16 protein-coding genes are annotated in these 22,224 nt (G+C 41.3%); 11 read left to right on the plus strand and 5 right to left on the minus strand.

Translation table 11 applies throughout. The features are described 5' to 3' along the window. Positions 1-176: 176 nt before the first annotated feature. The 3 genes from HCZ11_RS07120 to HCZ11_RS07130 all read left to right on the plus strand — a co-directional run bounded on the left by HCZ11_RS07120 (position 177) and on the right by HCZ11_RS07130 (position 4,524). Positions 177-2,060 carry an acetate--CoA ligase gene (locus HCZ11_RS07120; RefSeq protein WP_167658030.1) on the plus strand — a complete coding sequence of 628 codons (1,884 nt, stop codon included), beginning with the start codon at positions 177-179 and terminating at the stop codon, positions 2,058-2,060. Between the two features lie 106 nt (positions 2,061-2,166). Beyond that, positions 2,167-3,834, plus strand: coding sequence for an asparagine synthase-related protein (locus HCZ11_RS07125; RefSeq protein ID WP_167658031.1), 1,668 nt, complete (start codon positions 2,167-2,169; stop codon positions 3,832-3,834). Positions 3,835-3,954: 120 nt separating this feature from the next. Beyond that, positions 3,955-4,524, plus strand: coding sequence for a DUF2799 domain-containing protein (locus HCZ11_RS07130; protein ID WP_167658032.1), 570 nt, complete (start codon positions 3,955-3,957; stop codon positions 4,522-4,524). Here the strand turns inward: HCZ11_RS07130 and HCZ11_RS07135 are convergent. Beyond that, entirely contained in the window at positions 4,510-6,192 is a 1,683-nt protein-coding gene (locus tag HCZ11_RS07135) for a sensor domain-containing diguanylate cyclase (RefSeq protein ID WP_167658033.1), read from the minus strand. The genes HCZ11_RS07130 and HCZ11_RS07135 overlap by 15 nt on opposite strands. Before the next feature lie 111 nt (positions 6,193-6,303). After that, entirely contained in the window at positions 6,304-7,620 is a 1,317-nt protein-coding gene (locus tag HCZ11_RS07140; RefSeq protein WP_167658034.1) for a DASH family cryptochrome, read from the minus strand. A 238-nt stretch (positions 7,621-7,858) separates the two neighbouring features. Here HCZ11_RS07140 and HCZ11_RS07145 point away from each other — a divergent pair, with 238 nt between their 5' ends. Next, on the plus strand, positions 7,859-9,496 hold the full coding sequence (locus HCZ11_RS07145) for a hypothetical protein (protein WP_167658035.1): 1,638 nt from the start codon (positions 7,859-7,861) through the stop codon (positions 9,494-9,496). Here HCZ11_RS07145 and HCZ11_RS07150 read toward each other — a convergent pair. Both HCZ11_RS07150 and HCZ11_RS07155 read right to left on the minus strand, forming a co-directional pair. Continuing rightward, entirely contained in the window at positions 9,493-9,966 is a 474-nt protein-coding gene (locus HCZ11_RS07150) for a VOC family protein (RefSeq protein ID WP_130050917.1), read from the minus strand. The genes HCZ11_RS07145 and HCZ11_RS07150 overlap by 4 nt on opposite strands. A 68-nt stretch (positions 9,967-10,034) precedes the next feature. Continuing rightward, positions 10,035-11,291, minus strand: a complete 1,257-nt coding sequence (locus HCZ11_RS07155) for an MFS transporter (RefSeq protein WP_167658036.1) — start codon at positions 11,289-11,291, stop codon at positions 10,035-10,037. Between the two features lie 247 nt (positions 11,292-11,538). Here HCZ11_RS07155 and HCZ11_RS07160 point away from each other — a divergent pair, with 247 nt between their 5' ends. After that, complete coding sequence (locus HCZ11_RS07160) at positions 11,539-13,908, plus strand: TonB-dependent receptor (protein WP_167658037.1); 2,370 nt, start codon at positions 11,539-11,541, stop codon at positions 13,906-13,908. A 119-nt stretch (positions 13,909-14,027) separates the two neighbouring features. Continuing rightward, positions 14,028-14,960 carry an alpha/beta fold hydrolase gene (locus tag HCZ11_RS07165; RefSeq protein WP_130050914.1) on the plus strand — a complete coding sequence of 311 codons (933 nt, stop codon included), beginning with the start codon at positions 14,028-14,030 and terminating at the stop codon, positions 14,958-14,960. Positions 14,961-15,081: 121 nt separating this feature from the next. On the opposite strand, the gene HCZ11_RS07170 is transcribed toward HCZ11_RS07165, so the two are convergent. Then, the gene (locus tag HCZ11_RS07170) at positions 15,082-16,449 is read right to left on the minus strand and encodes an alkaline phosphatase PhoX (RefSeq protein WP_167658038.1); all 1,368 of its coding nucleotides are present in this window, start codon (positions 16,447-16,449) and stop codon (positions 15,082-15,084) included. Positions 16,450-16,704: 255 nt separating this feature from the next. Here HCZ11_RS07170 and HCZ11_RS07175 point away from each other — a divergent pair, with 255 nt between their 5' ends. From HCZ11_RS07175 to HCZ11_RS07195, 5 genes are all read left to right on the plus strand, one after another. After that, positions 16,705-17,175 (plus strand): DUF4920 domain-containing protein, encoded by a 471-nt coding sequence (locus HCZ11_RS07175; protein ID WP_167658039.1) that lies wholly within the window; start codon positions 16,705-16,707, stop codon positions 17,173-17,175. Continuing rightward, positions 17,168-17,737, plus strand: a complete 570-nt coding sequence (locus tag HCZ11_RS07180; RefSeq protein ID WP_167658040.1) for a PepSY-associated TM helix domain-containing protein — start codon at positions 17,168-17,170, stop codon at positions 17,735-17,737. The genes HCZ11_RS07175 and HCZ11_RS07180 overlap by 8 nt, the downstream gene beginning before the upstream one ends. A gap of 467 nt (positions 17,738-18,204) precedes the next feature. After that, a complete protein-coding gene (locus HCZ11_RS07185; RefSeq protein ID WP_217702828.1) occupies positions 18,205-19,749 on the plus strand; it encodes an aspartate aminotransferase family protein in 1,545 nt (514 codons plus the stop codon). Then, complete coding sequence (locus HCZ11_RS07190) at positions 19,742-21,034, plus strand: lysine N(6)-hydroxylase/L-ornithine N(5)-oxygenase family protein (RefSeq protein WP_167658041.1); 1,293 nt, start codon at positions 19,742-19,744, stop codon at positions 21,032-21,034. Before HCZ11_RS07185 ends, HCZ11_RS07190 begins: the two co-directional genes overlap by 8 nt. After that, positions 21,031-22,218 carry an MFS transporter gene (locus HCZ11_RS07195; protein WP_167658042.1) on the plus strand — a complete coding sequence of 396 codons (1,188 nt, stop codon included), beginning with the start codon at positions 21,031-21,033 and terminating at the stop codon, positions 22,216-22,218. Before HCZ11_RS07190 ends, HCZ11_RS07195 begins: the two co-directional genes overlap by 4 nt. Positions 22,219-22,224: the final 6 nt, after the last annotated feature.

Consider the following 22,224-nt stretch of genomic DNA (forward strand, 5'->3'; position numbering starts at 1 on the left):
GCATATCTTCCCGAAAGTTGATTGATTTTGTAGCTAAATTTCAATAACACCAGCTATCTTTCCAAGAATAAATGAAGCTGATGCCGACCAAGGTCGCATATTATTTAATCAAAATCCCCCTTATATTTTTTTATACGTTGTACAAATCTCTCACTAAAAAGTATAGGAGCCTCATTATGGCGGGCGAATATCAACAACAATATCAACAATTTCAGCGCAATCCGGGCCAATTTTGGCTTGAACAAAGTAAACGGGTTCCTTGGTTTAAAGAACCTAGTACACCCTATCAATATGACGATAATGATTTTTATCACTGGTTTGCTGATGGTCAGCTAAACACTAGTTACCTAGCCCTCGACCAACACGTCGAAGCAGGTTTTGCAGATCAAATCGCTCTGATTTACGACTCCCCTGTTACCAATACTAAACAACAATACAGCTATGGCGAGTTACAAACTCAAGTTGCCAAATTTGCGGGACTTATGCAGTCCCTTGGCGTAAGTAAAGGTGACCGTGTCGTTATTTATATGCCAATGATCCCACAAGCCGTTATTGGTATGCTGGCATGTGCGCGTCTTGGTGCCATTCACTCAGTCGTATTTGGTGGTTTTGCACCGCACGAGTTAGCAGTTCGTATTGATGATGCAAAACCTAAGCTTGTGCTTACAGCGTCTTGCGGGGTTGAAATCAACCATGTCATTGAATATAAGCCTTTGCTTGATGAAGCTCTCGAAAACGCCAAGCATGTAGTTGAACACTGTGTTGTATTTCAGCGTGAACAAGCTATTGCCGAGATGCAAGATGGCAGAGACATCGATTGGCAATCAGCCTCAGATGCAGCGAGCGAAGTGGGTGCAGTGCCAGTGGCAGGTGATGATCCGCTTTATATCCTTTATACCTCAGGTACGACAGGGACACCTAAAGGAGTGGTTCGAGAAAATGGGGGTCATGCTGTCGCAATGCATTACAGCATGGAAACTGTGTATGGTATGAAACCCGGCGAAGTATTTTGGGCCGCCTCTGACATCGGTTGGGTCGTTGGTCACTCTTACATTGTTTACGCGCCACTTATTTATCGCTGCACTACAATACTATATGAAGGCAAACCAATTAGAACACCTGATGCTAGTGCCTTTTGGCGAGTGGTTGAAGATTACAAGGTCACCGCATTATTCAGTGCCCCTACTGCGTTTCGCGCAATTAAAAAAGAGGACCCTACAGCCGAGGGCTTCAAACAATACGATACCTCTAGTTTAAAACGCTTATTCCTTGCTGGTGAGCGCTTAGATCCACCAACTTATGAGTGGCTCAAAGACAACACAGGCTTGCCAGTGCTCGACCACTGGTGGCAAACAGAAACAGGTTGGGCTATCGCTTGTAATCCAATTGGTATCGAGCAACTTGCAACTAAACCGGGCAGCTCAACGGTACCGACACCGGGCTTTGATGTACAAATTCTTGATATGAATGGTGAGCAGTGCGCTGCAAACGAAAGTGGTGCTGTGGTCATTAAACTGCCCTTACCACCTGGCTGTTTACCAACAATTTGGCAAAACAATGAACGTTTTCAAGCGGGCTATTTAAACGAATATCCAGGTTATTATCTCTCTGGTGACGGTGGCTATATTGATGATGATGGTTATCTGTTTATTATGGGCCGTACAGACGATGTTATTAATGTCGCAGGTCACCGCTTATCAACAGGTGAAATGGAAGAAATTGTGGCTGCTCACCCAGCTGTTGCTGAATGCGCAGTGTTTGGTGTTAACGACGCACTAAAAGGCCAATTACCGATGGCGATGATTGTACTCAAAGACGACTACCTCGGTGATAGCAAAGAGGTGGAGCAAGAGCTTATCCACACAGTCAGGCATCAAATTGGCGCTATTGCCTGTTTGAAAACAATCGTTCATGTTGAGCGCTTACCAAAAACCCGCTCAGGGAAAATACTCAGAAAGAACTTACGCCAACTGGTCGATGGTGAAGAACTACAAATTCCATCCACCATTGATGACGCGAGTATTTTTGATGAGATCAACCAACAACTTAACAATCGCTGATCAGCTTTTGTAATGTTACCCAAAGGCCTTGTTGTAAGGCCTTTATTCGTTTTGGCCTACGCCTTGCAACTTCACTAGTAAGTTAGCAAACGAAAAGGTAGTTAACATGGCTGTTATCGCAGGTTATATCCAATTCAATGAATTAGGCAAAACAGAATTTCATTATATTAATCAACTATCTGATGCATTTAATCGCTATAAAAAAACAGATGTTAAGCGCTTTGATTGTGAGAATGGAGCTATTTTTCACTATGATTTCGATGCATACCAACAAGCAAGTTGGTTGCAAACTGAGTCGCAAATTGCAACGCTGATTGGCCATCCTTTACTCAGCAGCTCCCGTAGTGATGATTTAAAGGCCATGGCAAATGCAACCTCACTCAACACCTGTTTACAGCAGTGTGAAGGGGTTTTTAGCTTTTGCCAGTTTAATAGCCAATTAGGCTGCTTAGTACTTGCTACTGATCCACTTGGGTTAAAACCATTTTATACCTTAAAAACTGCACATGGCTTACTATTTTCGACCAACTTAGGCTTATTTAAACAGTTGAGTATTGAGCTTGAAAGCGATGCAGAAGCCCTCACTGAGCTTGCTGTGCTTGGCTACCCGCTTCTTGACCACACACCTTATAAAAACATTAAATGCTCATATCCAGGCGAAATATTACGGTTTGATGTCAGCCATGGCGTGGTAAAACAACGTTACTTTGACTGGGTCGCCCTTGCCAAACAAAACCATGAGGTGACAGATGCAATTGATGGAGTCACTCAGGCTTTTCGCAGTGTTGTTACAAAAGCGATGCACACCGATAAAAAAGTGCTGAGCACCCTCTCTGGAGGTCTAGATTCGCGACTAATTAATTGTGAACTGTTACGCCAAGGGGTTGAGCTCAAATCGTTTAATTTTTCAAAGTCAGATAGCCAAGATCTCTATTGCGCAAAACAATATGCTTCGCAAAACGCCCTTAAGCTTGAAGTAGTGCAAGTACGAGATACGCAAAAGCTTTCTGTTGAACAGCGGCTTGGTAAATACTGGCGTAAGGCGCATCACAATGAATATAAAACCGTTACAAGACCACAGATCAGTTGGTCAGGTAATGGCGGCAGTGTTGGCTTAGGTGCCGTATTTTATGGCGACGATATTTATGCAGCAGCAAAAGAAAACAATCTTGATAAACTCATTCAAGCTTATTTAGATCAGCAGTACGCTTATTTGCCAAAGTCAGTAGTTCATAATGCGGCTATGCTGCAACAAAAATTAATAGATAACCTAAAAGTTAGTTTTAAACCCTTGGCTGAATTACCACTCGAAAAAGCATTTCAGCTATTTTTACTTCTCAATGATCAACACCATCATTTGAGCATTCCAAATGAGCAAGTATGCGACTTTAAAATGGAGTTCTTCCATCCATTCTATTCGTGGAAAGTACTGCAATATCCTCTAGCTGTCCCTGTTGAATATGTACGTAAACACCGCTTTTATCAGCGCTGGCTGAAAACCAGTTATCCACGAGCTATGCTTGCACCATGGCAAGCATACCCAGGTCATATGCCTTGCCCAATTAAAGTAAACTACCAATCACAATGGCAATTTAACAATAACAACCTGATGCGTTTTGGCGAGCTATTTAAGTTGTGGTACGAGATTATGCGCTTTGACCGCCATCAATTGATCAAACGCAGTCACTTTACTGCGTTATGCTTATTACAATTAGCACACTTAAAAAATGCACAGTCAAATATTCGCATTGCTCAGCGGTTCTGTCAGTGGTAATTAAAATCGTGTAATGCCCTCAACTGAGGGCATTGTTACGAAATACAAAAACTACTTTCTAAAAAAATACATTACAGGCTAGAATCTAGTCAGTTATTAATAATTTAAGCCGAGACTTTAATGAGAAAATGGACACTTCCTCTGCTGTCATTAATCGTATTAGCAGGCTGTACCTCTGTCAGCAAAGATGAATGTTTGCAAGCCAATTGGCAAGGTATAGGTTATAAACATGGTGCTGATGGAACGGAATATCACGATGGGCTAGATGCATTATCGCAATGCGGCGAATATGGCGTTAGTGCTGATATTGATGAATATAAAGAGGGGTACGATCTGGGTCTGGCTGTATATTGTGAGCCCGAAAATGGTTTTACCCTTGGCATACAAGGGGTCTCTTACAATGGGGTATGTAACAGCACCGCTTTTCGTAAAGCATGGCAAGAAGGAAACGACAGATATCAAGTACAGCAAAGGCTGGCATACATAGATGACCGAATTGACGATATTGACCGGCGCTTAAAAGATATTCGCGCTGAGCTTAATAGCAATCAGCTCGATAATGGCCAACAAAAAGAGTTGTATAGAGAACGTAAAGATTTAGAACATGAACGCAAAGATTTACGCAAAGAGCGCGCATTGTTACCTCTTTTAAATAAACTACCTAGTGTCGAAATATCATCCCAGTGGTGAGGCTTTATGTTTAAGCTTCATCTGATACATTTGCTCGTCAGCATTGGCGAGTAACTCTTTCGCGTTTTTACCATTCTCTGGGTAAAGCGCGATTCCAAAACTAGCACTGACAGGCACTTTGGTTGCGTAGCGCTTTGCTACGTCCTCAACCGCTTTTTTGCAACGCTCAGCAATGTCTTGGCAAACCAAATGTTTCGATAAATTCGGCAATAAAATGACAAACTCATCGCCCCCAATGCGGGCTAATATATCCTTATCACGTAGCTGAAGTGAAAGCTGCTCACTGATTTCAAGAAGTAGATTATCGCCCTGCTCGTGACCAAAGGTATCGTTCACCAGTTTAAAGTTATCAAGGTCTACATAAATCAATGAAAACCAATTTTCTTCACTTGTCGCACTAAGAGTAAGTGAATGCAACTGGATATCTAAACCACGACGATTTAAAAGCTTAGTGAGTGGGTCTTGATTAACTAATTGAGCAAGTAGCTGGCGCTTTTCTACAGCTTGCGAAATATCATCAAATGCCCCAATGAAATGACTAATATGGCCATGTTCATCATACAATGCATCGATAGTTAACAGTTCAGGAAATACTTCACCCGTTTTACGCTTGTTCCATACTTCACCTTGCCAGCGGCCACTCTTTAAGAGAACTTCCCACATCTGTACATAGAACTCTTTTGGCTGCTGATTAGCTGAAAATACGGATGGATTTTTTCCGATGACATCCGATTTTTTAAACCCGGTTATCTGCTCGAATGCAGGATTAACATCCACAATTTTAGGCTCTGCCGTTGTAATCAAAATACCGCGACTAGTTGTTGAAAAAACCGCTGTAAGCAGTTGTATTTTCTCGTTCCTTTTTACTTCTTCTGAAACATCTTCGATATAGCCATTCCATTCAACGCTTCCATTCACACGGGCAATGGGTGATGATTTTCCTTCAACCCAAATCACACCTTTTTTTGGGTGATTAACTCGGTATATCTCGTGCCAATCACATAATTCTACTCGTGATTTTTCAATGCTTTTAACAACTCGGGCTAAGTCATCAGGGTGAATAATCTGCATAATTAAATCTGCAGATTTTTTTATTTCATAAGCAGTACAGCCATAGATATCAAAGACTTTTGAACTAGCAAAAGGAAAACATGCCTTACCGTTTTTATCGACTACATACTGATAAACAAACCCGGGTAAGTTATCAGTAAATTTTTGCAACTTGGCATGTAAAAAATCAATTTCACGCTCTTTTAACCACTGCTCAGTAATATCGATATGAACACCAAGCATCCACTCTGGATTACCATCTTCATCCCAACTGTGCACCTTTCCTTTATCGAGCACCTTAACCCAATGTCCCTGTTTGTGTTTCATGCGCGCTTCACAGATATAGCGCTCTGACTCCCCTTTGAAGTGAGCATGTAAAAGTTGTTCTGATTTTGGCAAGTCGCCTGGATGAGCAAAGCTGAGCCAGGTTTCAATTGAAATTGGCGATAACTCTTTCAGTGTATAGCCGATAATGTTCGCCCATTTATCATTGAAAACAGTTTCGCCTGTTTTTACATTCCAAAGCCAAATTCCCGCATCACTACTGTCGAGAATTAGCTGAGATAGGTCAAAACCAAGCTGCGATTTTATCGCATCATACCCTTCACTAAATACCATAATTAGCCTTGTTAACTAGGCCTTTCAAAATTAAAGCAAGCCTTAATTATTATTCTAGTTAACAAAATAAAAAATACTAAAAATCCGTGAAGAATATTGATCTAACACAGGCTATGAAGATATAGGCCAATCCACCTCATTGACACTATCCACACTGTTTGTAATTGTTTGCTCTCCTTGCCATATATCAATATAACGAGCCAAGGGGTCATATAGCGCTGTTTGCTTATTGATATGAAAATGCCGCCCGCCTCTAGGATCAACACCGACGCCCGCAATATATTGCCAATTCCCCCAGTTCGCAGCCACATCATAATCTATGAGTTGTTGTTCGAAATAGGCCGCGCCATAACGCCAGTCAAGAGCAAACTCATTAACCAAACAGCTTGCCGCAATTTGCCGCGAACGGTTAGAAATATAGCCTGTAGCGTTTAGCTCATGCATTATTGCATTTACCAAAGCAAATGGTGTGCACCCTTGGCACCACGCATTAAAACGGTGACTGTTAAAAGTGGTCAGTGGCGCACTGTGCTTTAGCCCGTTAAAGTGGAAAAGTTTTGCGCCAATTTGCATTGCGTGCCATTTAAAGTATTCGCGCCAAAGCAATTCAAACTTTATCCAATAACTAGATTCATTAGCACCGTTTTGCAATTCATATATTTCAACTTCTCTGTACAGCTGTTTTGCGCTAATTTCGCCACCAGCAAGCCATATACTAAATTTAGTACTATTGCTAAAACCGTCTAACTCATTACGTGTTTCTTTATAACTGCTCGGCGCTTTTGACGAAAAGTACTGACGACAATGTTGTTGGGCAGCAATTAAACCACCTTTAAAACTACCTGACCTAGTTGGAGCATCATCAACAGTGTTCTCAGGGCATAGTTGTACGGGATGAGGTAAGTAACTTACAGGCTGCAGCGGCGCTGCTATAAATGTTGACTCTGCTTCTACCTTTTTACGAAAGGTTGTAAAGTTTTTAGGTAGGTTATCAAGTTGGAATGGCAAGTCACTTGCTTTAAACAAGGTATCTTGCTGATAGGTTTTCACTGTTACTTGAGGGCATAATGCTTTGATTTTGCCAAGCTGTTTTTGCTCATAAGTACCAACCTGCTCAGTACAAACCAATGCTTCAATTTCATATTTTCGCAAACGCTGAGTTATAACTTGCTCTGGCTCTCCGGTGATCACATGTAGAGTTTGCCCAAGCTTCTCAAGCTCTTTTGCAAATGCAGCTAGACTCTCAAGTAAAAAGTTGTACTTGTGCGTGCCATACGGTTTTGACTGAAAGTTAGTTTGCCTAAACCAGCGTGGTTCAATCACATACACTAAATCTAGCTCGCCGTTAAACTCAGCTAATTCAGATAAAATTTCATTGTCGACCAAACGTAAGTCATTTTGCAGCCAGTATAAAACACGCTTTTTCATTATTTACTCTACTAGAAACTTTAAAAACACATACGTAAGCCGACCATTTAAAGATTAACTTCGCCATAATGAGTTAGCACACGGCTTATTAATCAATACCTTATAATATTCAATAAAGTTTAAGTTTTAGTTAAGTTTTTCTTAAGTTAGTGATTTTATGCTGAGAACTGTAAAGAATTTAAAAGGTTGATAAAGCAAACAAGCTGCGTCTCCTTCGTATTTAGTAGGCATAATAAAGATGAATAAAATAACACCTGTTTTATTATTAACATGCACTGCTACAGGGACAGTATACGCAAATGAACCTTTAAGCTTAGACGTCGTCTGTGAAGTAAAAAGTAAACCAACTGCTGAGTTAAGCGAAGACAAAGATATCACTGTTGATAAACTCAACATTGATACTCATACGATTTTTGATCCAAATGATCCTGAAACAACCGCTCTACATCGCTTTATAAACTGGCTGCACATAGATACCAAAAACAAAGTTGTCAGTGAGCAAATTACCTTTAAAGAAGGCGATCTAGTCAGTGAGCGTCAACTGCAAGAAGCAGAGCGTATTCTACGCAGCAAAAAGTACTTAAGAGATGCCAAAGTTAGCTATACAAAAGACTGCCTTGAAGATGAACCACGCGTGGTACAAATAGATACGTGGGACACGTGGAGTTTATTACCAACTATTAATTTTGGCCGTAGTAGCGGCAATAACAAATACAGCTTAGGCTTTAAAGAAGAGAACTTTTTGGGGTACGGGATCCGCGCATCATTAAAGTATAAATCAGATCACGAACGCTCAGGCTATCACTCTGTGCTGCAAATGCCGGTTCCTTGGCAGCCTCATGCGACCCTCACTTTACAAGCTGATGACTACGATGACGGGCAAGTCTTTTTAGTGGATTATCATCAGCCTTTTTATCAACGTAGTAGTGACGCACTGATGCGCTACTTTGCCAAGTCACAAAAACAAAAAAGCTATATTTATCAAAATGGACTGACTCGTTCAGAATTTTTCACTGATGAATTAATCGCACAGTTCGCCTATGGTGGAATTTTGTCACAGGACAGAAAGCAAACCTTTCACTGGCTAGCTGGGATTGATTACGAAGATGTTAGTTACCGCCCTTTCGATACAAAACCTTTACCCGCAGGTCTTAGCGATTACAGTATTGCTGCGCCGTGGGTCGGATTACATTGGTTAGAAGACAACTATACTGTTTTACAGGATATTGACCTCATAAACCACAACGAAGACGTTAACCTAGGCTGGGAGCTAAACTCAAAGCTTGCTATAGATACCGTTAATTTGGGGCAAGGATTTTTGTTTGATACTAATCTCACCAAAGCTTGGTTTAACAATAACACTTTGTATCGCTTTGCCACGGGTATCAAGGGCAATGTAGGTACTGAGCTTGATGACCGCTTTGCTATATATTCAAAAGCACAAATGAACTATCGCTGGTCAGATGCATTTGCCTTTTATGCTCATGTAAATGGTCATTGGCAAAACCATGAGTTTGCAGAGAAACCGCTGGCTGTTGGCGGTGAAGAAGGCATGCGAGGCTTTCCAGAAAGTTACCAACATGGTACTTCAAGCTTACAAGCAACTGCTGAGCTAAGAATGTACCCAAACATCAATCTATATCAGTTTGTGGATGTTGGCTTTGTCGGTTTTGTCGATGTAGGGCAAGCATTCGGCAGCACTGAAACGGCGAATATTTCAGATTCAATGCTAACCAGTGCTGGTGTGGGTATTCGTCTATATTCATCGCGTTCAAGTAACGATAACGTTATACATATCGACTTTAGTTCGCCTCTTGGCAGTTATCAAGATGTTGATTCGTGGCAAATAGGAATGTCAGTAGAAACAACCTTTTAAGCATCTTGTTCTTTACTCATGAGTTCCCCCATGCGCTCGATTAGCTCTTGCTCTGTGAGGTCTTCTTTATGCGTTGCAATATTCCAGATATGACCAAATGGATCGGCTAAAGTCCCCAATCTGTCACCATAAAACTGATCATGTACCGGACGTAACTCTTTTGCACCTAACGACAACGCTTTAGCAAAGACAGCATCGACATCCTCAACATAAAGCATCATATTTACAGGGGTGCCACCAAGCTGCTGTGGAGATTTATATTCCATTTCAGGGTAAGCATCAGAAAGCATGATGTAGGAGTCACCTATTATTATCTCGGCATGTGCAACCCCTCCGTCAGGCATAGGCATTTGCATTACTAGCTCAGCAGCAAACGCCTCTTTGTAAAATTCAATAGCTTTAGAAGCGCCTTCAATAATCAAATACGGGGTGACCGCATGAAAACCTTTAGGAATTGCAGAAACAGCCATGTTAAACCTCAATGTTTAATGTTTGAGCTATAAAGGTAGCAGCTGTTCTGCATTTTCACTTTATATATTTACTTAGATAATGGATTTGCAAAATCAGGTCTAGGTAGCTTTTCAAGAATGGCGTATAAATAAATCACGACTAGGCATAACCCTCCCGCAACAAAGAACAAGGTTGGACCACCGTAATAATCTAAAATTAAGCCACCACCGAGCGGTGCAAAAGCAAAACCTAAATCATAAAACGAAGCTGCGCCAAAGTACGCACCACGAAGGTGTGATGGCGCGAGTCTATCAAGGTGAACATTCATAGTCGGAAATAAAATAGTCTCAGCCAAGCTCATGACCACTATCGCACCTATCCAGCCCCAGAACAGGTCTATCGGATTGAGTGCCAACCAAAATTGCGACCCCATTAAAAGTACCAAACCGATTTGAATACGCACTGTTAAGTTAAATCGCGCCATCATTCTCAATAGCAAAAATTGACTTGAAATAATCACCATCGCATTGGTAAAAATCAGCGCAGAAATCAATGCAAGTAAATCAGGAGCTTCTGCACGAGTCAGGTATTGTATTAGTGAACTATCCATTTGCGCGTAAATAAACATGCACAAAATATTGGCTAAAATTAAACATTGCAACAGCTTATCAGCAAACAAAATGCGCAATAATTGCTGGCCCTCTATTTCTGGACTTTTAGTTTCAACCTCGTCGGCTGCGGCGCTGTTTTTTGACGCTTTATCACTAACATTGAAACCCCAAACAAGTAGTACTAACAAGATAGCAAATGCGCCTGCGGTAATATAAAAACTTGACTGCTCGCCTGTTAAACCCAGCCATACGCCTGCTAATGGACCAACCGCACAACCCACATTAACAATAAAATACAGCGATTGCATGGCAAGCTCACGAGTTGCAGCATCGTCAATAATATCACCAATTGCAGCGCTGGTTAATGGCCGCCAAAGCGCGGTAGCAATCGAACATAAGGTCATCACAATCACATAGCCTGCCACTGTTTCAACCTCAGCCAACAACGAGAAAGAAATGATATACAACACGCCTGTAATATACATCAGTGTATGACGACCGACTTTATCTGAAAGGCTGCTGCCAATAAAGCTGGTGAACACTGAAATTATGGCAGCACTGGAAAGCACCAAACCGACCTCTGTCGCCGTTAAAGCAAATTTTTCGTACAAGATAACTGCTAGAAATGGCCAAACCATATAATAGCTGCCACGGGTAATAAACGAGCCGAATAAGAAGATCCACATAAGAGAAGGAAACTGCTTAAAGCGCGCTAAAGAGATATCCGAATTCATTGTTTTAATTTTTATATTAATAATTAAAACACTATACAGGAGGTGAACCTGTCATGGGTATTTAATCTAAATCTAGTTTGTAACACCGTATTTACTGGCTAAAAACTCAACTTAATCATAAATACTGTAAATTGAACCCGAAACACCTTAATCTAAATAAGAATAATTATTGATTGTATTTTTAATTTCTGTAGTATACCCGTCGTTCCTTAAAAGGATAACCAACAAAAAGAACTGGAAATCTACAATGAAATCAATAAAACCAAGTTTACTGGCCCTTGCCATAGCAACACATTTTTCAGCCTCAGCTGACGACGCTAAGCCTAAACAAGATATGGAACGCTTAGTTATTACAGCAACCGGCTTTGAGCAAAAAGTTACTGAAGCACCTGCAAGTATTTCAATTATCACTAATGAAGATATTAAGTCTCACGCCTTCACCTCAGTGCTTGATGCTGTGCAGTATTTAGAAGGTATCGACATTGGCACAACCCGTGATAAAACAGGCCAAGGCAGTGTGAGTATGCGTGGTTTAACAGGCGAGTACACCCTGTTACTTATTGATGGTAAACGCCAAAATAATCATGGCGATATTTACCCAAACAATTTTGGAGGCAACGCGTTTAACCACGTACCGCCTGTCGATGCCATTGAGCGTGTCGAAGTTATCCGCGGCCCTGCATCAACCCTTTATGGTGCTGATGCGCTTGGCGGTGTAATTAATATCATCACTAAAAAGCATACTGATAGCTGGAGCGGTGCTGTTTCATTTAGCCGCTCATTACAACAAAACGATGATTTTGGTGATGACATTACCACTGACTTTAGTGTGATGGGGCCGCTGATCAAAGACGTATTAAGCTTAGGCGTACGCGGTAGTGTTTACGAGCAACAGGCATCATCACCGACATTTGAACCAGCTACCGACCCTAATGGCGTTGTTCATGTTCGCTCTTTAGGTTTTGGTAGTGGTGGGCGTACTGTTGATAACACTAATGAGCAGTATGGTATTACCCTAACTTATACCCCGTTTGATTCTCATCATTTACGCTTTGATTATGATAACTCAAGTCAAGTGTACGACAACACACCAAGCTACAACATTGAATCAGGCACCATTACTTACCCGCTTGGTACTAAAGATAACATTGAATCTATTTGGCAAGATCGTCGTGGCCAAGTAAACCCGCGCGCAGGCTATGCTGCAGACCAAGAGTTTGATCGTGAATGGTGGTCACTAAGTTACGATGGAGAGCTTAACTGGGCAACGGTGAAGGCCTCTGTTTCATATGTTGATACGCAAAACAATGGCCGTACTTTACCGCTAAGTGTAAGCGAACGATTAGAGCTGCAAGCTATGTACGATGGTACTGGCGAATACGAGGGAATGGACGAGCAAGCACGTAAAGACTTAGCTGAAGAAACTTTCTTACCACGCCCTACTCGCCCGCTAGAAAGCAGCCAATATACGTATGATTTACGCTTTGATATTCCTATCACTGGCAGCTTTGGTAGCCATAACCTTGCAATTGGTGGTCAGCTTATCGATGGTGAGTTAAAAGACGGTGTATTTGGCCTTGAAAGTGACCAAGCAGGTCAAGTGCAAGAGCAAAACATGTACTCGCTATTTGCCGAAGATAACTGGATGGCAACTGACAACTTTACCTTTACATTAGGCGCTCGTTACGATGACCATGATGTATTTGGCAGCCAAGTATCACCACGCGTTTATGGTGTATACAACATATCAGACACTTGGACGATAAAAGGGGGTGTCAGTACGGGTTATAAAACACCTCAAACAACTGACCTTTACGACGGTATCACAGGATTTGGTGGTCAAGGCACAAGCCCATTTGCGGGTAACCCAGATTTAGAACCTGAAACAAGTGTGAACTCAGAAGTTGCACTTTACTGGACTTCGCTTGATGGTGATCACAACATTAATGTGACTTACTACAACACCAAGTTTGAAGACAAAATTGCCCGCGGCGATACTATTTTAAGCTGTGAGCAAACTAATGATGTGCGCCCATGTGTGAACCTAGGTCAGTACGATCAGCTTGGCTACGATAGCTACAGCCAAAAGATCAATATCGACGAAGTAGACTTGCAAGGTGTTGAAATTGCAGGTCAATACACTATCACTAAAACAGTGTCTGTTAACGGTAACTACACGTGGACTGATAGCGAACAAAAGAGCGGTCCTGAAGAAGGTCAACCATTAACTAACTCAGCTGAGCACATGGCAAACCTTACCCTAAACTGGGAAGCGACTGACTTTATGAACTTATACCTACAAGGTGTATATCGTTCAGACCGTTACCGCGGTTGGGATAACGTGCACGACAAAGCGCTATATTACAAAAACTACAACCTACTTAATTTAGGTGCGCAGTTTTATGTAAATGAGTACGTGCAAATCAATGCCCGTGTAAACAACCTATTAGACGAAGATTTCACCTCATATAGCACGAGCTATACCGACCTAAATGGCGATGGTGAGTACGAATACCTAACAGGTCGTGGTGTAGTTAGCGAAGTCACATTCACAGACGACTACAACGTTAAAGATAAAGGCCGTAATTTCTGGATTGGCGTTACCGCTTACTTCTAAGAAAACTCCCTGAAAATAGGCAGCACGTAGTTAGATGCTGTCTATTTTTCCTACTGTCACTAAACTGCCAACTTCACCTACTATGCTTATGATACCTGCGTAAGCTTATTTGTCAGCCTATGGAACATACCCTTACAGCCAGCGGTATCAGTATTAGTTATCAAGATGAAGGCGATAAAAATGCGCCGGTGATCATCTTAATTATTGGCTTAGGTGCTCAATTTACCGTTTGGCCAGAGTCGCTTTACTTTGGCTTGGTCGAAAAAGGCTTTCGGGTTATTCGTTTTGATAATCGCGATGCAGGGCTATCCACATCGTTAGATGAGTTAGGTAAGCCAAGTCTTGTAAAGCACTGGCTTAGCCGCCGATTACCCATTCGTGCAAAGCTGCCCTATTCGCTCGATGATATGGCTCGCGACGTAAAAGAGTTAATGGATGCTCTTAATATCAAAAAAGCACATTTAGTGGGTGCTTCTATGGGTGGTATGATTGCCCAAATTGCCGCAGCAAAATATAAAAAGCGCGTGCTGAGCTTAACCTCTATTATGTCAAGTAGTTCGCCCTTATCGTTTTCGGGTTCAAACATAAACCTACTAGTAAAGCTCGCAAAAATACGCCCCCGAAGCAGTAATAAGGAAGCCGCGATTGATTACAATGTTAGGCTAAACCAACTCATTGGCAGCCCAGCCTACCCACAAGATGAACACGCTTTATACGCCAACGCCGAGCGTTATATAGCGCGTGCCCACACTAATCAAACAGGTTTTAAACGTCAGCTTGCAGCCATTGCCGCAACACCCTATCGCGAGCAACTTTTAAAGAAGATTAAAGCCCCGACGTTAGTGATCCACGGCAGTGCTGATCCTGTCATGCCATTGTCTGCTGGTATCAACACCGCACTGTTAATAAAGCGCAGCAAATTAAGAGTTGTGCCCGGTATGGGCCATGACTTTCCACCCGCTTTAATGAAAAAAATGACTAAATGGATTGCTAAACACGCACATAAAGTCAGTGCCAAAAAAGCCGCTAAAAATAAAGCTCTCAATACTTAAAGTCGCTAATTTTGGCTATGCTGATGAGCACTTACTCATATAGGGTTTTCTATTATTCATTAATGATAAATTAGAGTCATAAAAAAGCCACTTTGCAGTGGCTTTTCAAAATAGGCTTTAACTAAACACTAAACTGATGCCATGGGCCTGTTATAGCGAGTGTTTTTGAAGGTGAGTAAACATTCACAAACAAAGTGCTACCATCTGGTGAGAAACAGGCACCTGCCAGCTCGGTTTGCGCAACTAAACGGGCAAAATTATAAACTTGGCCTTGCGGTGTAACACCACGAAGATGATTATCAACCACATCAGTGTATTGGTCTTCACACACAATTAAATGACCATTAGGTGACACAGTAAGGTTATCGCCAAAGTTGTAGAAGGTTTTGCTGGTACTTTCGACAAACAACGAGATTTTACCTGGTTGCTCTGCTTCTTTTGCCGTGCCTTCAAACTCTGATGGCTGATATTTCATAACCTGACCAAGTTGCTTTTTACCGCCATTGGTACAGCAAAAATAAAGCTCTTTATCACCCCAGTGAATACCTTCACCACGGGCAAATAATGCCGCACCTTGTTTGTAACCGCGTAGGCGTAAGTCATCCTTCGGGCTTTCTGGGTTATCTAGATTGACCCACTCAACCTCTAGTTCTTGATGTAACACCATGGCTTTGTTATTCCAGTTACGGCTATCAAATTGTGGCTTACCTTTCACCATCATAGCCTGTAATTGCCCGCCTTTGTGTAGCTTGCCATATTCATTTGGAATAAATCGATAAAAGACGCTATCACCTTTGTCTTCGGTTAGATAAACAATACCTGTGCGCGGATCAACAGCAGCCGCTTCATGGTTAAATCGACCCATGGCTTTTAATGGCTCAGGTTTGATTAAGCCTTTGCTATTTGCGGGTACTTCAAAAATATAACCATGGTCTTGGTTAAATCCATCAGCTTTAGTATCAGTGGTTTCTTCACAGGTAAGCCACGAACCCCACGGCGTGATACCACCAGAGCAGTTACGAATTGTGCCGACCAATGACAGATATTCTTGCTCTTTTTGATGGGTTTTTAAGTTATAAACTATATGACTTGTACCACCCGGTAACGCCACACCATCACTGTTGGTATCAAAAGCCAAGGGCGTTTTATGGTTGGCAATACTTGCTTCGGCTTTCGCTAAATCTTTTGGTTTTAACTCATGGTTTCGCACTAATGCGACGCGGTCATTACCAAGTGCTAGGCAGCCCATACCATCAGCTTTATCAGGTACCGTAAATCCATCAGACATTTTCTCACCGAGGCTTGAAACGACTTGATAACTAAAGCCCTCTGGTAAATCGAGCAATTTATCTGGATCAGGAATTAATGGGCCAAAGCCGACAGCCGTTGTTTTTAAATCTCCTAACGACACCTTACCTATGGCACTTTTTGATAATCCTAAAAAGGCTATTGTGCCCGCCCCTACTAAAAACTCTCGACGTGAAACCATGTTAACTCCAAGCTAAAAACCAGCTTTATCATACAAATAAAAAAGGCATTATAAAGCAATGAAACGATAAAAAGTTACATTATCACAATATTCACGAAATTGTCATAAAGCTTCTTATACCTGATAGTACCCCGCAGCATTAAAAACAATTGATCTACGCTTGATATAATTGCGAATAATTTATAATCTCATGATGCTTTTATCATACAAGTAAACCGCTTAAACTAAGACTTAATGTATTTCTAAGAAACAACTATGTTACTAAAATCAAAAACATTTATTGCATTCTCATTGGCGCTTTTAAGCTTTAGCCAACACGCCTTTAGCTTGCAGTTTGGCAGTAAAGTCGACAGTGACAAACTCATTAAAATTTCGACGGTTATGGCCACGCCAGACGATTACCTAGCAAGTCCAATTACTGTAGAAGGGACTATCACAGGGGTTTGCGAAAAACGTGGTTGCTGGATGACGCTTGCATCAGACAAACGCTTTGAAAACTTACGTATCAAAGTTGAAGATGGCGACATGGTATTCCCGATGACGGCTAAAGGTAGTAAAGCTATCGTAACCGGTAAGCTCGATAAAATTCAGCTTAGTCTAGGCCGCACTAAAGCGCTACTTGCTCACAAAGCGCAGCAAGCCGGCGAAAGCTTTAATGCAAATTCAGTGACTGAAGCCATTGCTATTTATCAGCTCGTTCCGAGCGGAGTTGAAATCATTGAGTAACAAATCAAGTATCAACTGGTTTAAGTTAAACAGAAACTTACACCGCGATATTGGTTATTTTTGTGTTGGTTTAGTGATTATCTTTGCGGTTTCTGGCATTGCAGTAAACCACAAAGATGATTGGAACCCAAACTACCAAGTAAGCCACCAGCAAATCAATGTGAGCGATGAAACTTGGCAATTAGATAATGACGAGTTGCTGATTGAACAAATTATTTCCCATGCTGATGTAAGCGAGCCGGTAAAGGCTTCTTATTGGGCGTCGCCGCAAGAATTTAAAGTGTTTTTAAAAAACGGTAACAACCTCAGCCTGAAACTCAATAAAGATATCATAAGCTATGAAGCCATTGAGCCTCGTCATGTGATTCAAGCATTTAACCGCTTACACTTAAACGAGACAAACGCTTCGTGGGTTATTTTTTCTGATATTTTTGCTGGGCTGCTGCTGTTTTTAGCGATCAGCGGCTTGTTTATGATCAAAGGTAAAAATAGCCCATGGGGCAGCCGCTCAGTATTAGTCATCAGCGGTATGCTGCTCCCAGCAGCTTATGTTTTTTTATAAACTAAAGTTCCTGTTGCCATTCTAGCAAACAGCGATGGCAACATTATTTTCAATTAATTTAATCCTCACCCACTTTTTGACACAGCTTTTTTAAAATAACTATTCGCAGAATCCTCACTTTGCTTAAGCATTTTATAGCAGCTCAAAGTGTGTTTACTTAGCTCTTAAGACCTCTCACCTACCTATTATAGTTTTCTTAAATGATGGCTTTATTGCTTTTATTTGTGAGCATTTTCATCGAAAAAGCAAAAGAACGCTGCTAAATAGAACCTAAAAAAGGGACTAATTTAGTTATAATTTATGACTTAATTACAATTATTTATTACTAGATAAACTTAAAAAACAAAACACCTTTAACCTATAAAAGGTAATTAAATTGTAAAGTAAATTAATGATTTATTATTATTGATATTGAGAATCACTATCATTACGATCCCGATTCGAATTAACCGAGAAGGAATTGAGTCGTGAATCAATTAGCCCCCGTGCTTAATGCTCATTCATCAATAAACGTTGATGAACAGCCCCATGCGTTTATTTTTAACGAAAATAATTTACTCAAATATGAGATGGCTTCAATGCAAACAATGTCGCTCATCCATCAAGCGCTGCGTTCTGCAAAACAAGTTCATTCTGGCGTCTGCCACAAAGAGCTCAGTAAACAAATAGCCAGAGTAGAACTAAATCAACCTCTCAATAACGTTGAGCAAGCGCTAAATGAAGTAAAATCGTTGTATTTAGATCATGCTGTCTACTTTCATCATCCAAAATATGTTGCCCATCTAAACTGCCCCGTTGCTTACCCCGCGGTGATAGCCGAACAGTTATTAACTGCTATAAATTCTTCGTTAGACACCTGGGACCAAAGTGCTGGCGGGACGCTCATTGAGCAAAAGTTAATTGACTGGAGTATCGAACGCATTGGCTTAAGTGCTGCTGCCGATGGCATATTCACAAGTGGCGGCAGTCAATCTAATTTAATGGCATTGTTACTTGCTAGAGACCATGCAGCAGAGCGCTTATCAGGGCACCTTATTCGCGATTTTGGTTTAGGTCCAGATGCTCATCGCTACCGTATTTTTTGCTCTGAAGTCAGCCATTTTAGTATTCAAAAGTCAGCCGCTTTACTGGGCCTTGGCTATAACGCGGTTGTTCCTGTTGCTGTTGATAAAGAGTTTAAAATAGACCTAGCCGCACTTGATGCAGCAATTGATGAATGCAAAGCACAAGGCAATATTCCTATAGCGCTTGTTGCTACCGCAGGCACAACTGACTTTGGTTCAATAGACCCTATCGATAAGCTAAAAACGCGTTGCACAGCTGATAATTTATGGCTTCATGTCGATGCAGCTTATGGCTGTGGACTACTTGCCGCTGATGATCACCGTCACTTACTCAATGGCATTGAGCAGGCTGACTCGGTGACGTTAGATTACCACAAATCATTCTTACAATCTGTCAGTAGCAGTGCATTTATTGTTGCTGATAAAAAACAATTTAAACATTTAACTCATCATGCTGATTATTTAAATCCGTTTAACGACAACCCACAAGCAGCGCCAAACCTTGTTGATAAAAGCATTCAAACTACTCGCCGTTTTGATGCCTTAAAACTTTGGCTAACTTTACGCATTATGGGCCACGAACAGATTGGCAAAGTGTTTTCTTCTGTTATGGCATTAGCCCGTAGTAGTTATGTGGCACTCAAACAAGACTCTGAATTTGAGCTAATTCATCAACCTGAACTGAGTACCTTAGTGTTTCGCTTTAACGATCAAAACCTCAGTGATGAGCAATTAAACCTGCTTAATTATCAAATTAAAGATGAGCTATTCAAACAAGGTGAGTGTGCCATTGCTCGCACCAAATTCAGAGGCATCAACTACTTAAAGTTCACGTTACTTAACCCAAATACACAGATTGAAGACATTAAAAGTATTGCAGCTGATATTAAAGCCTGCGCCTACAGCATCAAGGCACGTCTAAAAGTAGAGGAAACTAGCTATGAATAAAGTATACGATTTAATTGCTGTAGGTCTTGGTCCGTTTAACCTCAGTTTGGCATGTTTAGCTGAGCCAATTGAAAAACTTGATTCGTTATTTTTAGAACAACGTGATGAATTTAATTGGCATCCAGGGCTGATGCTCGATGGCGTTACATTACAAACACCGTTTATGTCAGATTTAGTTACATTGGCAGATCCCACTAATCCATACAGCTTTTTAAACTATGCGAAACAACAAGGTAAGCTGTATCAGTTTTATATTCGAGAAAGTTTCTTTTTACTGCGCGAGCAATACAACCAGTATTGCCAATGGGCAGCAAGCCAATTAAGTAACATACAATTTGGTCATAAAGTCATTCATAGCCAATTTGATCACACCAAGCAGCTCTATGTACTCACTGTCGAATCAGCAAAGCAAACTAAAACGCTTTATTGTCGTCACTTGGTACTGGGCACGGGTCCCTCGCCTTATTATCCACCCGCTGTTCAGGCTGAAGATACACAGCTCTGCCATGCCACTGAATATTTGTATAAACGGGATGAATTAGTAAATAGCAAGAGCATCACTGTGATTGGCTCAGGGCAAAGTGCTGCTGAAGTATTTTATGATTTGTTGTGTGACATTAAACAGCATAACTACCAACTCAATTGGGTAACGCGAGCGCCGCGTTTCTTTCCTCTTGAATACACGAAACTCACGCTAGAAATGACCTCTCCTGAATATGTTGATTACTTTTATAACCTAGAACAGACCACCAAACAGGAGTTACTAGCCAAGCAACGTAATTTATACAAAGGCATCAACTCAGAGTTAATTAATCAGATTTATGATCAGCTCTATCAACTTGATATTCAAGGGGTAAACCGCGCAAGGTTATTGACCAACAGCGAGTTCATTAAAAAACAAGGCAGTAAGTTAGTTTTTAGACACAGTGAACAGCAGGCTGAATTTAGCTTACATAGTAATCAGGTCATCATGGCTACGGGCTTTAGTTATCAGCTACCCGATTTTCTAAGTGGCTTAATGAGCGAAATAAATTGGCTAGATAACGGGTGCTTTGCTGTTGAGCGAAATTATAGTATCGACAAACTGCAAAGGTTGTTTGTACAAAATGCTGAGCTACACAGTCATGGTTTTGTAACGCCAGATCTAGGCATGGCCTGCTATAGAAACAGCCATATTCTGCGCTCAATCTTAGGTTATGCCCCCTACCCTGTTGAAACGCAAATTGCCTTTCAAGAGTTTGGTTTACCCGATGTTGTCAACGAAAAACAGAAGCAAATAGCATGAAACGACCCGCATTAAAATCAAGCTTAGTGCTGCTGACGATTATTTCTGTTGTTTGCGACACCATGATTTTGCCCTTTTACCCGCAGTTCTTTAGTGCCCAATTTGGTTTGCAATCAAGTAATCACATTGGTGCCTATATCGCTGTTTGCTGCATCACCGTGATGTGTGCTTTCCCTGTATGGGCGAAAATAGCGCAGCACGTGCACGAACTGTATTTATGGGTGATCACCCAAATAATTGCAGGGCTATTGGGTGTTGCGTGCTTTTACAGCGAAAACGTATGGAGCTTTTGGCTGCTATCACAGCTCATGCTGATATTTAAAGCAAGTTACCTGCTTATTTATCCCTTTGTTCTAAGTATCGAAGAAAAACAACAGCACCTCGGTGTCGTTGCTTTATTTAGCGTGCTTTTACACTTTGGCGGTATTGGCGGTGCTTTATTAGGTGGCTTGATCATCCAAAGTATTGAGCCGCGCTTTTTATATTTAGTGATGGCTGCAGGTGACTGCTTACAGGTTATGCTCTGCTTGTATTTAATTTACTTATTGAATGTAAGCTACAAGCCACGGGAATTAACCGCATCATCAGTAAAACGACAGCGTTTCCCTAGCTACATTATTCGCTTAGGGGTTATATCTATGGGCGTGTACTTCAGCATGTTCTTAGCAACGCCATACTTTACGTTACTTTGGCAACAAGTAAGCGAATTCAGTAATGCACTTTTAGCTGGTGCTGTGTTTGCAATCCCTGCTTGGGTTGCGCTTGTCATTTTGATTACAACCAAAAACAAAGCCGCAACCAATAAGCACAGTAAAACAATCGCATATGCACTTGTATTAAGCAGTATCGGCCTATTTATACAACTTAGCTCACACTGGCAATTGCTTGTGTTCGGCCGTGTTGTATTTGCTATTGGGCTATTTTTACTGACCGTACGTCTACAAGTCATGTTGTTTGCAATGAGCGAACCACGTTTTTACTCAAGCGACTTTGCCAAGCTTCATTTTATGCAAAATATCGGCGTCATCTGCGCCTCATTTTTAGCGGGAGATTTAGTATCTCGCTTTGAACTTAACACGCCACTACTGACGGGCTCTGTCGGCTTTGCCATCACTTTATGTTTGTTTTATCTGCTTTTTTTACGCAACAAACATACCTCAACAGACCCTATTCACAGTTATTAATTTTTA

Source organism: Pseudoalteromonas sp. HF66 (assembly GCF_011806445.1).
GTDB classification, from domain to species: domain Bacteria; phylum Pseudomonadota; class Gammaproteobacteria; order Enterobacterales; family Alteromonadaceae; genus Pseudoalteromonas; species Pseudoalteromonas apostichopi.

What these genes read in the sequence shown, in the direction of transcription:
- HCZ11_RS07130 (WP_167658032.1), top strand. Translation starts at nt 3,955, where the DNA reads ATGAGAAAATGGACACTTCCTCTGCTGTCATTAATCGTATTAGCAGGC.
- HCZ11_RS07175 (WP_167658039.1), top strand. Translation starts at nt 16,705, where the DNA reads ATGTTACTAAAATCAAAAACATTTATTGCATTCTCATTGGCGCTTTTA.
- HCZ11_RS07145 (WP_167658035.1), top strand. Translation starts at nt 7,859, where the DNA reads ATGAATAAAATAACACCTGTTTTATTATTAACATGCACTGCTACAGGG.
- HCZ11_RS07170 (WP_167658038.1), bottom strand. Translation starts at nt 16,449, where the DNA reads ATGGTTTCACGTCGAGAGTTTTTAGTAGGGGCGGGCACAATAGCCTTT.
- HCZ11_RS07120 (WP_167658030.1), top strand. Translation starts at nt 177, where the DNA reads ATGGCGGGCGAATATCAACAACAATATCAACAATTTCAGCGCAATCCG.
- HCZ11_RS07195 (WP_167658042.1), top strand. Translation starts at nt 21,031, where the DNA reads ATGAAACGACCCGCATTAAAATCAAGCTTAGTGCTGCTGACGATTATT.
- HCZ11_RS07165 (WP_130050914.1), top strand. Translation starts at nt 14,028, where the DNA reads ATGGAACATACCCTTACAGCCAGCGGTATCAGTATTAGTTATCAAGAT.
- HCZ11_RS07125 (WP_167658031.1), top strand. Translation starts at nt 2,167, where the DNA reads ATGGCTGTTATCGCAGGTTATATCCAATTCAATGAATTAGGCAAAACA.
- HCZ11_RS07140 (WP_167658034.1), bottom strand. Translation starts at nt 7,620, where the DNA reads ATGAAAAAGCGTGTTTTATACTGGCTGCAAAATGACTTACGTTTGGTC.
- HCZ11_RS07190 (WP_167658041.1), top strand. Translation starts at nt 19,742, where the DNA reads ATGAATAAAGTATACGATTTAATTGCTGTAGGTCTTGGTCCGTTTAAC.
- HCZ11_RS07150 (WP_130050917.1), bottom strand. Translation starts at nt 9,966, where the DNA reads ATGGCTGTTTCTGCAATTCCTAAAGGTTTTCATGCGGTCACCCCGTAT.
- HCZ11_RS07160 (WP_167658037.1), top strand. Translation starts at nt 11,539, where the DNA reads ATGAAATCAATAAAACCAAGTTTACTGGCCCTTGCCATAGCAACACAT.
- HCZ11_RS07155 (WP_167658036.1), bottom strand. Translation starts at nt 11,291, where the DNA reads ATGAATTCGGATATCTCTTTAGCGCGCTTTAAGCAGTTTCCTTCTCTT.
- HCZ11_RS07135 (WP_167658033.1), bottom strand. Translation starts at nt 6,192, where the DNA reads ATGGTATTTAGTGAAGGGTATGATGCGATAAAATCGCAGCTTGGTTTT.